Source organism: Pseudomonas deceptionensis (assembly GCF_900106095.1).
Lineage (GTDB): Bacteria > Pseudomonadota > Gammaproteobacteria > Pseudomonadales > Pseudomonadaceae > Aquipseudomonas > Aquipseudomonas deceptionensis.
Map to the genome: position 1 here is coordinate 3,887,907 of NZ_FNUD01000002.1, position 13,590 is coordinate 3,901,496.

Consider the following 13,590-nt stretch of genomic DNA (forward strand, 5'->3'; position numbering starts at 1 on the left):
TCTCCATCGAGGGCTAATGTCAGAGCCTGGTTAGAAGGAACGCGGCAACTCGAGCAGGTGCTCGGCCACGTAGGACAGGATCAGGTTGGTGGAAATGGGCGCCACCTGGTACAGACGGGTCTCGCGGAACTTGCGCTCGACGTCGTACTCAGTGGCAAAGCCGAAGCCGCCGTGGGTCTGCAGGCAGGCATTGGCCGCTTCCCAGCTGGCTTTGGCCGCCAGGTACTTGGCCATGTTGGCCGCCGCGCCGGCGCTGCGCCCGCTGTCGTATTCCTCACAGGCGCGCCAGCGCATCAGGTCGGCGGCTTCCAGCTCGATGTGGGCTTCGGCGATCGGGAACTGCACACCCTGGTTCTGCCCGATCGGGCGGCCGAACACCACCCGCTCACGGGCGTACTGCGCGGACTTTTCATTGAACCAGCGACCGTCACCGATGCACTCGGCGGCGATCAGCGTACGCTCGGCATTGAGCCCGTCGAGAATGTAGCGAAAACCCTTGCCCTCTTCGCCGATCAGGCTGCTGGCCGGGATGTGCAGGTTGTCGAAGAACAGCTCGTTGGTCTCGTGATTGACCATGTTGGCAATCGGCTGCACGGTCAAGCCGTTGCCGATGGCCTCGCGCAGATCGACCAGGAAGATCGACATGCCGTCGACTTTTTTCCCGACCTCCGCCAGCGGCGTGGTGCGGGCCAGCAGGATCATCAGGTCCGAGTGCTGAACCCGCGAGATCCAGACCTTCTGGCCGTTGATCACGTAACTGTCGCCCTGGCGCACGGCGGTGGTCTTGATCTTGGTGGTATCGGTGCCGGTAGAAGGCTCGGTCACGCCCATGGATTGCAGGCGCAGTTCGCCGCTGGCCAGTTTGGGCAGGTAGTAGTTCTTCTGTTCCTCACTGCCGTGGCGCAGCAACGTGAACATGTTGTACATCTGGCCATGCACGGTGCCGGAGTTGCCGCCGCAGTGGTTGACCTCTTCCAGAATCACCGAAGCCTCTGCCAGCCCCAGGCCTGAGCCGCCGTACTGTTCAGGGATCATTGCCGACAACCAGCCGGCCTTTGTCATGGCGCCAACAAACGCTTCGGGAAAGCCCTTTTCTTCGTCGATCTTGCGCCAGTACTCCGCCGGGAACTCGGCACACAGGGCGCGCACACCCTCGCGAATGGCGTTGTAATCTTCGTTCAGATACGGATTCATTGCAGATCCTTATTGTCATTATTCAATCGAAGGTCACTTCGCCCTTTTGGGCCACACCCTCGGCATTGCCCACCCACAACTCGGCCTTGCCCGCAGCGATAACACGACCGCTCACCTCAAAGGGATGAGGCGCAATCAACGGGCGAACGCCGCGATAGGCGAAGCGCCGCAGGCGTGCAGCGGGATTGGCCCGGCAGAAAGCGCGTAGACTCAGCGTGGCCATCAGCGGCCCATGAACCACCAGACCCGGGTAGCCCTCGGTCTCGGTTGCGTAAGGCCAGTCGTAGTGGATGCGGTGGCCATTGAAGGTCACTGCTGAGTAGCGGAACAACAAAGTGGGCGTGGGCGTGACGGACTCCTGCCAGGCGCCCTCGGGCAACGGGTCGCCGCTCGCGAGCTTGGGTGGCGTCGGCTCGCGGTAGACGATGTCCTGCTCTTCGCGGATCGCCAGTTGCCCGCCCTGCAGGTAGTCATGCTGCACAGTGACGAAAAGCAGCGAGCCGGTCTTGCCCTGCTTTTGCTGAACATGGGTGATGGTGGAAATCCGCGTCGCCCGGGCGCCCACCTTGAGCGCAGTGTGAAACTCGACACGACCACCCGCCCACATGCGGTGGCGGTTGTCGGCGGGTGGCAGAAAGCCTCCGCGGGCCGGATGGCCATCGCCTCCCAGGCCGCTTTCTTCCACCGCCGGCTGGAAAAAACACCACTGCCACAGCGCCGGCAAGGGTTCTGCGGCCTGCGGTACCCGCTCCCCCAGAGTGGCGGCAATACGGGTTACCTGGTCGAGGCTCAGATGTTCGTGGATCTCTTCGGTACGACCGATCCAGGCGGCCAGTGCGTTATCGCTCATCGGTGATATCCCCGTGGCTTGTTATTTTGGCCATGATTGCCAAAAGCAGGGCGATCTGTGAATCTGCGTTTCGGTAAGGGGGCGTTCGGTTTTGCTTAACGCTGAACACATCTAACGGACATCAGCCATGCACCTGGATTTAGTCGACCTGCGTCTGTTCATCCATATCGCCGAGTCCCCCAGCCTGACCCAGGGTGCGCGCAAGGCGTTCATTTCGCCGGCAGCAGCCAGTGCCCGGATCAAGAGCCTGGAAGAAAACCTTGCCAGCCGCCTGTTGTACCGGGATAGCCGGGGCGTCGAGCTGACCCCTGCGGGCGAGCTGTTTCTGCACCATGCGCGAGTGATCATGCGCCAGGTGGACTACATGAAAAGCGAGTTCACCGAGTACGGCGCCGAGGCCAGCGGGCATATCAAGATCTTCGCAAACACCACGGCGGCCACCGAATTCCTGCCTGAGATCCTTGCCGGTTTTCTCGCCGAACGACCGGGCGTGACGGTGGACCTGCAGGAGCGGCTGAGCCGCGACATTGTGCGTGGCGTCATGGATGGCTCAACGGACATGGGCATCATCGCCGGCCCGGTCGAGGCCGACAGCTTGCAGGTCATCCACTTCAGTACCGACCAGCTGGTACTGGTCACGCCCCTCGACCACCCGCTGGCCGGGCGCAAGACGGTCAAACTGGCCGAGACACTGGCCTACCCCCATATCGGCTTGCACGAAGGCACTACCCTGCTGCGTTTTTTGAATGAACAGGTAGCCCTGCACGGCATGACCCTGAACATGCGGATCAAGGTCTACAGTTTCGAGGCGATGTGCCGGATGGTCGAAGCGGGAGTGGGCCTGGCCGTATTGCCGGAGTCTTCAGCCCGTCGTCATCAACGCACCATGGGGTTGGCGGTGATCGAGCTGGACGAACCCTGGCGGGTTCGTGAGCGAAGTGTGCTGGTGCGTGACCTGCAAGCGCTGCCCACAGTGACCCGGGCCCTGATCAACAACCTGCTGACGCACCACAAGACCGCAGAGCAGGATGCTTGAACACCCCAGTGCGACTGCCCCGCAGTGGAGCAGTCAGGATCGAAGTCGCTGCAGGTAACGGATCAGAAACGGTAAGTAATCGACGAACCGAAACCGCTGGCGCTGTTCTTGAACCTGGAGCTGTAAGCCCCCTTGGTGGCCGAGCTGTCGTTGATCTTGACGCTCTCTTCCCACAGATAGGAGTACGCGAGATCGACCGTAATATTACTGACAGGCGTCCAGCCGGCGCCAAAGCTGATGGCCGTGCGGTCCCCGGTAGGAATTCGGGGTGAGCGGTTGGCGTTGTTGGTCGGCGACTGGTCGACCGACAAACCTGTGCGCAGTACCCACTTGGCGTTCAGCTGATATGCGGCACCGATGGCGTGGGCCCAGGTGTCATGCCAGTTCTGTTCTTCGGTGATGGTGTTGAGCGAACCCCCCAGGCGCGGGCTGACACCGCTGTTCTCGACGGTGATGTCCTTCAGGCGGCTCCAGCGTGTCCAGGTACTGCCCATGTACAGGGTCCAGTCATCATTGAGCTGATGAGTGACCGAAAAGTCCACCGACTCCGGCGTGTCCAGGTCCAGCTTGGCATCGTAGCTCTGCCCGCTAAGGCCCAGCAGGCTGAACGTGCCGCCGGTGACCTTGGTGTCGCCTTTGAGGTGATAGCTGACCTTGGAATGATAGGTCAGGCCCACACGCGTCTGGTCAGTGGCCTGCACCAGAATGCCGGCATTGAAACCGAAGGCGGTGTCATCACCCTTGATCTTCACCTTGCCGTCGTTGCTGCCAGGGCTGAGGACGTTTGGCACCTGCGAAGTCAATTCGCCGTCGATGCGGTTGATGGTCGGACCAAAGCCGATCGACACCTTATCGTTAAAGGCGTAACTGACCGTTGGCTGGAACGTCATCACCTGGATCCGGCTTTTGTTGGCGAAGTAGCGACCCGCAAAACCGCTGCCATAGTCGGTGATCAAACCGTAGGGCACGTAGAAACCAACGCCGAAAGCCCAGTGCTCATCTATCGGTTTGACGTAGTAGCCCATGGGCACCGCAGTGAGCGGAACCATATCGCCGTCTTCCTTGCCGCCGAAGGTACTGCGGGTATCGCTGATATCGGATTTTGCGACGAGGACGGCGGAACCCGCACTGACCTGTTCCTGCTTCAGGCGCGCCATGCCGGCAGGGTTGCCATACACGGTGCTGGCATCATCGGCAGAGGACGATCGGCCTGCGAACCCGGTACCCATCCCGCTGATGCTTTGTTCATTAATAGCAAGACCGCTGGCCAGTAGCGGTGAAGACGAAAGTGCAACGGCAAGCGCAAGGAGGGTCTTGGGCATTACTTTTTTCATTATTAGAGTTTCCTGTGATCAACGGGTGCGGAAACTACCAACATTTTTATCAGCGCGCCATAGGCTGTTCTCTATAAACAAACTTATATCTGTAGGACAATTCTACAAGATAGGCGCGTTATTCAGCACGTAAATACCGGATGATCTGCGCGACCCATTGAACCTGACTTTTTAAACACTTTATGGGCTCCGATTCATTGTAATAAACCCACTTTCAAGTTACCGGAATGTGCGACGAACTGTCTGGCGCAGGGCTTTGCAGCGCCACCCCAGCCTCCTGCCTTCCCCAAAACACACTTCAGCAAGTAAACAAACAAGCTTATGGCCTTATATCTATATATAAGTCAGCGCATGAAATTTCCAGCACATCACTGATACTTGACCCGCTACCGCCTTACTTACTTCCCCTGGGCATGACACTCAAGTTACATATCAAGTTAATAACTCTTTTGTACTTCGCCATTCACCTCTTTGTGCAATTCACCCTCGATCTGCACAACCAGCAAGATACCCGCCGACTGCAAAAGCTGTAGCACCGTTAACCGGGCCGTTGGCACTGTTAATTCCCGAAACCGAGGGCAAGACACCGGGCTGAAATGAACCCTATCGCGCTTTCAGACGAAAGCAATCGGCAGTGACCGACATCAGCCACCCTGTGGCTGAGCTTGAATTGCGGCTCAAGCATGGATGCCTGCCGCATCCATTGCTTCAACTCGTCGCCCACAAGGGTGACAACCACGATTGTCGGAAATGGAGTTCACCTTGGACAATACATATCAGCTTGCGGGGTTTACCCTCGCCATGCATCGCGGCCCCTTCCAGAACAACGGTGCCACACCGTGGTACTCGACCGTTCAAATCGGCACTCCGGGGCAACCGTTAAAGCTGGCACTGGACACTGGAACCAACATCACCTGGGTGACCTCCAGCCTCTGCGCACCTGATCGTTGTCAGCACTACAGCGCTGGCCGGTTTAACCATAAGACTTCCAGCAGCTTCAGCTTCACCGACTGCCTGCAAAGGCCCTACAGTTTTGGCCCATGGGGAACGATGCAAGTCGAGTCGGGATCGGACGTGCTGATCGTCAACCAGACAACGCTGCCCACCCGGCTTCTACTGGCGACGGACTACACCAGTTCACAGTTTCGCCAATTGGACTGGGACGGTGGTATTGGCCTGCCCTGCAGCAGTACCTATGCCGATGGCCGTAGTTCGTTCGTGTTCCAGGAGTTGATGAACACCGGCAAGATTGATCCGCAGCAGCCCTTTATCGCCTTCGACTGGGATCCCGTTTCGGGTCGCGGCAGCTGCCAGTTGGGCGCTGTAGATGCCAGCAAGACCCAAGGCCCTCACCTGTTTCTGCCATGGTCCCTCTACAGCAAAATGGCTGGAGTGGAGTACATCTGGTCCACACCACTCATGTCTTATGCCGTCGGCGGCGAAATCCTGGCCAAAGACCTGACCTTTGTCCTGGACTCCGGCTCTTCCCAGTTCAAAGGAGACGAGCGGCTTATGCGCCACACCCTGGAACGAATCGCTCAAGGTGACCACCCGCAGGTGGTCCTTGGCTTTGCCGATGGCGAGATCACCCTCGGGGCCGACACCTACAACGTATTGATTGAGGAGGGTCCCGACAAAGGCCGGACACTTCCTCAGTTCGAACCATTGGGGCCTGCCGATCTGGTACTTGTCGGTTCTCTGGTAATGGAGCTTTGCTACACCGTCTACGAGTATCGCGTGGTGCAATGTTGCCCCGGTGCCTACTCCCTGGCACCCGTTGGCGCATGGCTCTTCAATCGCCCGAACGGGCCGCAGATCATTACCCGGTCATCCTCAAAAAACTTCGATATCGCCCCCAGAGCCATAACCCGAGGAAAGCGCATTCTCGACTCTGTTACCCGGGCCGCCCCCCCTCTCCTGCCGCTGTCGGCCGCGGGTACCTGGCAGAATGATTACGGTTCGAGAATGACGCTCACTGTCGATAGGGGGCGGATATCAGGTACCTATCAGTCATCTACCGGCTCGACAGGCCTATACGAAGTCACCGGCTATCAAGTGCCCTCCATCATTCAGCAAGAACTGGAACTGGGACTTCCGATAGCACTGGCCATCGAATGGCACTCCCTGGGCGAAGGTCCTGCTGACCCCAGCTGGAACTGGTCTTCAGGGCTATGCGGGCAGATCCACCGGGTGAAGGGAGAAGACACTTTAGTGCTATCGCACTTGCTGGTAGCCAGTAGTGACTTCCCGGAGCGGGTTGAGCAAGGAACCTACGTCGACAAGTTGGCGTTCCGCAGGGTTGCCAGCGTGCACGCTGAAAGACCTCTTGCAGCACCATCATCGTTGCCCGAGATAGCGGACCCCTTGAGCGGTAGCTGGCTGGCCACAGATGGAACCCGCTTGAGCCTGAGGATCCATGCGTGCAGTCACCATGCATTTGGTTATGTACTTGGCCGACTGACATCAGATGAAGGAGAAGTCGACATCTGCGGTTTCACCGACATCAATGCCCAGACCAGCGGGCTGCCATTGCAATCTGTAAGTCTCACAACGGCAGGACTTGCGGGATCTACAGCTCGGTCTCTATCAGGGACCCTCGAATTAAAAGAACAAAACGTGAACCTCCTGATCATGACCAGCTCGCCAACCACTGCAGAGCATAGCTATTTGCAGACACGAGTTAAGTCCCTTACCTTTTCTCGGCAAGACAAATAATCAGGCTGCCGATACTGTTGACGTCGCGCCCAGATTGCAGGGACAGGCTGTTCGCCGCTTCGATGCGGGCGGCGTTGTCCACGAAGTAAGTTCGTTCGGTGCGGTAGCCGTTGCTGCTTTTATGCCGGGTGACGGTGCGCTGGACGGGCTTCGATGACAAAGTCATCTCCCTCTACGCTCGCAGTTTGAGTGTCAGAGAAAATCAGGCGCACTTGCAGGAAATGTACGGCACAGAGGTCTCTCCCAACCTCATCTCGGCGATTACCGACGCGGTGAGTGACAAGGTCGAGCTCTGGTAGGTAAGGCCGCTGGACGCGCTGCACCCGATCCTCTACCTGGGCTGCATTCACGTCAAAGTGCGCAACAAGGCGATTTACCTGGCTATCGGCGTCAATATGGCGGGCCACAAGGAAGTGCTGGGCTTGTGGGGCGCGCAAACCGAAGGCGTCAAGTTCTGGCTGCACTTGGTCACCGAGCTGAAGATCGAGGCGTGCAGGACATCTTCATCGCCTGCGTGGACGGCCTCAAAGGCTTCCCTGAGGCGATTGAAACGGTTACCCGAAAACCGTCATTCAGCTGTGCATCGTGCACATGGTTCGCAACAGCTTGAACTTCGTGTCCTGGAAACGGCAGAAGGAAGTCGCGGCTGATCTCAAGCTGATTTGTACCTCGGCCAGCGCTGAATTGGCTGAATAACGGCTCTGCGAATTTGAAGCAAAATGGGACGCTGAGTATCAGTCGATCAGCCTGTCATGGCGGCGAAACTGGCCTCGGATGATCCCGTTTTTTACTATCCAGCCAGCCGAAATTCGCAAAGTGATCTACACCACCAACGCCATCGAATCGATCAACATGACTGTGCGTTAAGTGATCAGTTATGTTTAGGCACTTACTGGCTACGTTGTCCAGAGAGACACCTGTCGCTTTTGCTTCAAAGCCCTGCACTGTCACTTCCGCACCGACTAGAATTCCAATTAAACTTCGCTAGCACCAAACATCACAGGATCGAAACCTTTAGGCCAAACTGTAAACTCGTTATAAATCGCACCAGAAAAAAAAGCACCTTCTATTCTTTTAACTTCAAAATTAACGCCGCATAAATTAGCCCTTATAAAAATAGCACCACAAACATCAGCATTTCTTAGATCAGACAATGAAAGATCTGCCTCGGTAAAATCAGCCCCAATTGCGACAACACCGGAAAGATCCACCTTCTTCATCTGCGCCCCAACTAGCGTCGCATTCATAAGAGCAGCACCATGCAGTACCGCACCACTCAATATAGAGTAATTAAAAGACGCATTTCTCAAATTCGATTTTGTAAAGTCAGCTCCAGAAACATCAAAACCGTCAAAAATTGCACGATGCAGCTCCATTCCACTAAATATAGAATTAGCTAGATTGTCCAAAGGCAAATCTAGGGTCTCGCCTGTCTGAAAGCAGATAGTTATCATCTATTCCCCCAATCTACCAGATCAATTTTCACATCAGATACAGATTTGGTCTGTCCAGCTTTACTGGGTGACAAAGTTCCTGGTGCTACCTCGGGACTTCGCCCTAAAATTTTTGCAGCGATGTAACGATGATTCCCATCAACAATCACATTGCCAACCATCTTAATTGGAGGAGCGACATCCCCCTTAAGAAGGCGATCAACATATCTCTGAATAGCAGATAATGAAACAAAATTTTGACCGCTAATAGCAAGATCCCCTTGTAATGCTTTTTGAATGATCTCTGGCGTAACATCTGACCCTTTAGAAACCAAGGGCCCCTGAACTGTCGCTTTTGCACCAACTAAACTCTAATCAACACAAACTCCATCAAAACCCCACTACCGATCATACTTTCAATAATGAGCCTGCTCGCTTCCACCGACTTCACAGCGAAATCTATTTCATTTAACGACGCAGAAAAATCAACGATACAATCTATATCTGAAACCCTCTTACTCCCATTGATTTTAAATCCTTCCATACCAAGAACTGCAATACCATTATTTTTGCAATAGTCGACCAGTCTAACTCCATCGCCGACATCAAACAAAGGGGTACCATTCCACATCAATGTAGGAGTAACAGGCAAATCTTCTACGGACACTTCTGCAATCAGTCCCATGGCGCAACCCACTCAGGATCATTTTTATTAGAGACTTGGACAATCGCTCCCGTGCGATCATTCCTCACCACATAAGAGCCGTCCTTAGCGATATACCCAGTAGCTGGATCATTGAGGCGCCCCCCCCGACACAGTATCAAAACGAGTATCTTTCGTCACAACCGTTTTGATTGGTTTATCGATGACAGACTGTGTAGAGCTTTCCGTCCAGCCCCGCTTGCCCATTTGATCGGCAATCTTTGGTTCAATAGTTATTGAAATTCCTTTTGCACCGTTAAACTACTATTTATAGGGCACTTAGGGCCTGTGCAGTCTCTATACGAAACCTAAAGAGCCTTGGCATTTTCGGATTATCTTTTAAATAATTGGCAAGCTCATATTTATCAAAACCCACAATTTCGCTGTTACTCACCTCAAGCTCCGCAATATACTTCCCATCTATCATTACCACATAATGCTCTTCAGATTGACCGAAATGGTGATGCAGAACAAACAGACTCATAAGCACCCCGAACTCTCTCGCAAGAAAATCCTTAATCGCAACAGCCTCATTAGAGTCGAACCATTTACGCGACCCCAGCAACTCACTCTCAATCTCCGCCTTGTTCATTTATATACCCGGAAATGCCGTAACTATATTTCCAAACCTGTCAGGTTGCGTGGTAATAATTGAGGTTGTATTATTGTTTTTTAGGTAGTCCGTCCCTATAGCCCTGCCAACATCTACCTGCCTAACATACAAAATTCCATGAGTCTTGCTTTCAAGTGTTTTGACAACAGGTGAGCTAACCACCTGATTACTCTGCAACAGTTGCCGCAACTCCCCTTCAGGCATATTAAACTGACTCTTATTGGCTTTTCCGCTCAAGTGCTCCTTGAGGATATGATTCATGCCGAATTTGTTTGTACCAGTTTGAAGGTTAATCCGTGACTGCACTCGGCCAGGGACATGAATTGCAGCTTCGCCTGTCGCTTTTGCACCATTAAATCATGTTGAGTTCTCGTAGTCTTTTCTCACTCACAAACTCTAACTCTCCACCACCCACCTTAGAACCATCTGAGTAAGTGGACTGACCACAGACGTTACACTGGTAAGCAAGCAACCCGTTATATCTACCGATAAAAATACGCACCCCGTCGGATTGACACCTAGGACATTGTCTATCGGCCTCAACAGTTATCAACGCTTCCATTGTGTCACGTAGAAATCTCGCAATAGGCTCGGCCTCATTAGCTTGATACCCAAAAATCACTTTTTTTAAATGAGCTATATCGCTAGGCAGGAAGGACGAAAACTCAACCGGCATCAAATTCTCATCAATATGCGAAAATTCATCAATCCCATAGGTCAAAAACGGCTCAACCGTGAAGTATTTGTAGTTCCCCCTAATCCACGAAAGAACCACCCCAAGAGTCTCCCTTAAAGATGAACTCTCATCTAGCAGCGTCATAGCCAGTTGAAGCTCACGCCACACATACACAGGGAGAGATCGCATTAGTTCACTGCCTTAGCTGGGAAAGCTGTTATCAAATTACCTGCTTTATCAGTAAATACTTTTATCACAGATGTAGGAACACCTCCATCTTTCAACGTAGTAGTTCCGATGACTCTGCCCGTATCAACAGTTCTTACAAATTGACCATCTGGTAGCGCAGTAAAAGGTGACTTAGCGACTGGGCTGCTCTGAAGAACCCCCTTCAACTCATTTGGGCTAATAGTAAACACAGAGCGGGAATTGGAGACTTCTACGTCGAAATGACCTTTCAAAACGTGATCAAAGCCCGCAGATACAGGTTTTACAGTATCACGGAGCGGGGTAGTTTCCGTGCGCCCATTGGCAATATTTATACGAGATTGCACTCGACCGGACACAGGTATTGCTGCTTCACCTGCGGCTTTTGCACCAACAAAAGAGCCGGAAAATTACAAAACACTAACGCGCTTGACCGCGCCTTCTGTTGACAGCATCCAGAAGCAGTTCTAGCTCAAGGCCATAACTATTCGGTTCAAAGCTTTCCTCTATGCCGTTCATCATGAACTCATTGGAAATCAGCTCGCATAGCTCGTCAATCTCACTCGATGATATTGAACCATGAAGTAATTTCTCAGCTAGTTCCAGTTGCAATTCTCCCACTAAAAAGCACAACGCAAGTAAAAGCTGCCATTGGGCGCTCGTTAAGACACAGCTCATTTTCCAGTCCCCGAAGATGATTTCCCCCAACCGGTGACCACTTTACCTTCAGCATTGACCACTATGACTGCATCCGTCCCCGTGTACCTGAATGTTGGACCGTACTTTGAAGGGACATATTCAATTTTTAGAGGGCTAGACCAAGCGCTACTGAGTGCAGACGGGCTAACACCAATGCCGCCATCCCTTCCTGCAAATTGCTCCAATGCGTGATTTGAATAGCTAGTGATCTGTGTAGGTGCCCTTGCTCCGGCCGCCTGTTCAGCAACCATTTCATTTTGAGTCTAGCAGCATTAGCTGCACTGCTTGCTCCTGAGTCAGGAATAGAGGGAACGCCTTTTGCCCCGAAGTACCACCTAACTTATCAAAACCTCTCTTAACTCTTCGACAAATCGGTCCCCCCCTTCACTTTGCGACTCCAAACTAATCATCACTGGAAAGTCTTCGTAAACCAATCGTAGGGACTGGCCTTTTATAATCACCCCCCAAACTCTAGTATCAACAGCATCATTTCTACTAATGATACTACCAGAGAAGAGCTTAATAAATTCCTCCGCATAATTAGGGAAACCTTCCCAGCCCACATCAGAAATAAGCTCCGCATACAACCCCCCAGACTTCATACGACCAAGAGCATAAACTTTATCATCAATAAATCTCTTCATTGGAAAAGGTCTCCACCGCCAGCCCGTGTAGAACTTTCAATTATCTGATCAAAAGTTTTACCTTTTTTAACTAGATCATCAAATGCAGGTCCAACCTTGTTGCCATATCGCTCCAAGTTTCTTGCGTCAATTACATCAAGCATTTCCGAAGGTGTATATTCCCTGCACTTCATTTTTAGCTCGTTTCTTGCGCCATAGGCATACTTTGCGACGTCTTCTGCACTAGCGCCGCTAGCACGCATCTTGTCCACAGTTCCTTGTAAGTCGTAAACATCTTTAACATAGTTTTGCCGGACAGGCGGGAGATACCCGAAGTCTCCGTCAGCTTTAGATATTGCGTTATCCCAAGCAGGAGTCCCTTTTGCCCCAACTTATTCGTGAGAAGCTAAAGTCTTAGTCGCCTGATGCAAAGCAGTCATAAGGTCCTCAAGATTGAAATTCCATTTACCTCCCTCAACGGGGGGATAAATTTCTATTTCAATTGGTCTTCCTGGCTCATGTGATACCTCAGCCAACTGACTCGACCCCGCCCAAATCTCGAATACACAATTCTCTCGATCTGGGGGGCTTGTTATTACAGTAGATAAAAGATTCATGGCTTCGGGGGCTCCAACAAACCAATAAATTTCCCATTTGAATCGTAGCGAAGTCCACGGCCATCAGGGGCAATCACATCCATAACCTTCCCAAATCTACCGGTGTCTTTGTAGGTTACGGTGGCCGCCGGATTGCTCAAGATTTCGTCAGCTATTTTTTGACCTTGAGCGTTGATTTCAGAAGGGCTCCCTTTAACGCTAGGAAACGCACTGCCTTCACGACTACCGTGTTTTTGGAGTGCTCGACCCGCTAATGAAAGTTGTCCTGATTTATCGGCCGGATCAAGCAGTTTTCCTGCATTCGACAAATCATCAATGTTTTTCCCAGCGAACGCACTACCTTTTGCACCAACTCAATACCCGGCTTCTCTAAACTGGCCCCCAATATCCTTTAAAAGGAGCTTGAGGGGAAACCAATCTCCACGTTTCATTTGACACTATACACTTGAACCATTTCTCTTCAAATCCTGGCCCCGCATAGCTGTCCTGAACAGGAGTCTGCTCTGTTATCCCAGATTTAACCTGTTCGGTGATCCAGGCAGAAAATCGTTCATACTCCCTAGGAGATGAAAACCCCTCTACAACTTCCCAATTACACTCATTCATTGCTTTATCCAAGAAGTGTCAATTTTGAAATCTTTCGGAAACAACACCTGGTTACCACCCCCAACTAGTCCACCTTGAGGAGCAGCGACGCCTTCAAAATACTTAGTTCCTATAGGAACTTCAATTTTGACCACCTTTGTAGCAGTACTCCCCCATTCGGGTTTCAAAGCGCTGTCAATAATCGACTGGACAGGGTCCGCTGGCTTTGTCGCTGTCCAATAGCCACCCAGCTCCTGCGAAGTCCCACCATAAACACGATACAACGTGGTCGGTTGTTGAGTAAC

Annotated in this window: 16 protein-coding genes and 1 pseudogene; 3 read left to right on the top strand and 14 right to left on the bottom strand. The window is 52.7% G+C overall.

Going from position 1 to position 13,590, the window contains the following annotated elements; genetic code table 11:
• Window positions 1-30: 30 nt before the first annotated feature.
• Together BLW11_RS17855 and BLW11_RS17860 are read right to left on the bottom strand one after the other, a co-directional pair.
• Window positions 31-1,194 (bottom strand): acyl-CoA dehydrogenase family protein, encoded by a 1,164-nt coding sequence (locus tag BLW11_RS17855; RefSeq protein WP_048361503.1) that lies wholly within the window; start codon window positions 1,192-1,194, stop codon window positions 31-33.
• Window positions 1,195-1,216: 22 nt separating this feature from the next.
• The gene (locus BLW11_RS17860) at window positions 1,217-2,044 is read right to left on the bottom strand and encodes an HTD2 family dehydratase (protein ID WP_048361502.1); all 828 of its coding nucleotides are present in this window, start codon (window positions 2,042-2,044) and stop codon (window positions 1,217-1,219) included.
• 127 nt (window positions 2,045-2,171) lie between these two features.
• On the opposite strand from BLW11_RS17860, the gene BLW11_RS17865 reads away from it, so the two are divergent.
• Window positions 2,172-3,080, top strand: a complete 909-nt coding sequence (locus BLW11_RS17865; protein ID WP_048361501.1) for a LysR family transcriptional regulator — start codon at window positions 2,172-2,174, stop codon at window positions 3,078-3,080.
• A gap of 62 nt (window positions 3,081-3,142) precedes the next feature.
• On the opposite strand, the gene BLW11_RS17870 is transcribed toward BLW11_RS17865, so the two are convergent.
• Window positions 3,143-4,414 (bottom strand): OmpP1/FadL family transporter, encoded by a 1,272-nt coding sequence (locus BLW11_RS17870; RefSeq protein ID WP_048361500.1) that lies wholly within the window; start codon window positions 4,412-4,414, stop codon window positions 3,143-3,145.
• Window positions 4,415-5,164: 750 nt separating this feature from the next.
• Between BLW11_RS17870 and BLW11_RS17875 the strand changes: the two genes are divergently transcribed.
• Window positions 5,165-7,129, top strand: a complete 1,965-nt coding sequence (locus BLW11_RS17875; protein WP_048361499.1) for an avidin/streptavidin family protein — start codon at window positions 5,165-5,167, stop codon at window positions 7,127-7,129.
• Here BLW11_RS17875 and BLW11_RS24020 read toward each other — a convergent pair.
• Window positions 7,104-7,289 (bottom strand): hypothetical protein, encoded by a 186-nt coding sequence (locus tag BLW11_RS24020; RefSeq protein ID WP_162200697.1) that lies wholly within the window; start codon window positions 7,287-7,289, stop codon window positions 7,104-7,106. The genes BLW11_RS17875 and BLW11_RS24020 overlap by 26 nt on opposite strands.
• Between BLW11_RS24020 and BLW11_RS17880 the strand changes: the two are divergent.
• Window positions 7,267-7,993: pseudogene (locus BLW11_RS17880) on the top strand (IS256 family transposase); the annotation flags it as partial. The gene BLW11_RS24020 and the pseudogene BLW11_RS17880 overlap by 23 nt on opposite strands.
• 110 nt (window positions 7,994-8,103) lie before the next feature.
• Here BLW11_RS17880 and BLW11_RS17885 read toward each other — a convergent pair.
• From BLW11_RS17885 to BLW11_RS23885, 10 genes are all read right to left on the bottom strand, one after another.
• Window positions 8,104-8,538: a pentapeptide repeat-containing protein gene (locus BLW11_RS17885; protein ID WP_244156421.1), complete on the bottom strand. Its 435-nt coding sequence runs from the start codon at window positions 8,536-8,538 to the stop codon at window positions 8,104-8,106.
• Between the two features lie 41 nt (window positions 8,539-8,579).
• Window positions 8,580-8,897 carry a ParB N-terminal domain-containing protein gene (locus BLW11_RS17890; protein ID WP_241486168.1) on the bottom strand — a complete coding sequence of 106 codons (318 nt, stop codon included), beginning with the start codon at window positions 8,895-8,897 and terminating at the stop codon, window positions 8,580-8,582.
• A gap of 29 nt (window positions 8,898-8,926) precedes the next feature.
• Window positions 8,927-9,247 (bottom strand): hypothetical protein, encoded by a 321-nt coding sequence (locus BLW11_RS17895; protein WP_169774231.1) that lies wholly within the window; start codon window positions 9,245-9,247, stop codon window positions 8,927-8,929.
• On the bottom strand, window positions 9,238-9,318 hold the full coding sequence (locus BLW11_RS24195; protein WP_341864618.1) for a colicin E5-related ribonuclease: 81 nt from the start codon (window positions 9,316-9,318) through the stop codon (window positions 9,238-9,240). The genes BLW11_RS17895 and BLW11_RS24195 overlap by 10 nt, the downstream gene beginning before the upstream one ends.
• A gap of 37 nt (window positions 9,319-9,355) precedes the next feature.
• Window positions 9,356-9,472, bottom strand: coding sequence for a colicin E5-related ribonuclease (locus tag BLW11_RS24200; RefSeq protein WP_139272562.1), 117 nt, complete (start codon window positions 9,470-9,472; stop codon window positions 9,356-9,358).
• 61 nt (window positions 9,473-9,533) lie between these two features.
• Window positions 9,534-9,857: a hypothetical protein gene (locus BLW11_RS17900; RefSeq protein ID WP_048361496.1), complete on the bottom strand. Its 324-nt coding sequence runs from the start codon at window positions 9,855-9,857 to the stop codon at window positions 9,534-9,536.
• 373 nt (window positions 9,858-10,230) lie between these two features.
• Window positions 10,231-10,743 (bottom strand): hypothetical protein, encoded by a 513-nt coding sequence (locus tag BLW11_RS17910; protein ID WP_048361494.1) that lies wholly within the window; start codon window positions 10,741-10,743, stop codon window positions 10,231-10,233.
• 438 nt (window positions 10,744-11,181) lie between these two features.
• Window positions 11,182-11,469 carry a hypothetical protein gene (locus BLW11_RS17920; protein WP_048361493.1) on the bottom strand — a complete coding sequence of 96 codons (288 nt, stop codon included), beginning with the start codon at window positions 11,467-11,469 and terminating at the stop codon, window positions 11,182-11,184.
• Window positions 11,470-11,795: 326 nt separating this feature from the next.
• Window positions 11,796-12,104 (bottom strand): DUF3630 family protein, encoded by a 309-nt coding sequence (locus BLW11_RS17925; RefSeq protein ID WP_048361492.1) that lies wholly within the window; start codon window positions 12,102-12,104, stop codon window positions 11,796-11,798.
• Entirely contained in the window at window positions 12,101-12,346 is a 246-nt protein-coding gene (locus BLW11_RS23885; RefSeq protein ID WP_053069573.1) for a hypothetical protein, read from the bottom strand. The genes BLW11_RS17925 and BLW11_RS23885 overlap by 4 nt, the downstream gene beginning before the upstream one ends.
• Between the last annotated feature and the right edge of the window lie 1,244 nt (window positions 12,347-13,590).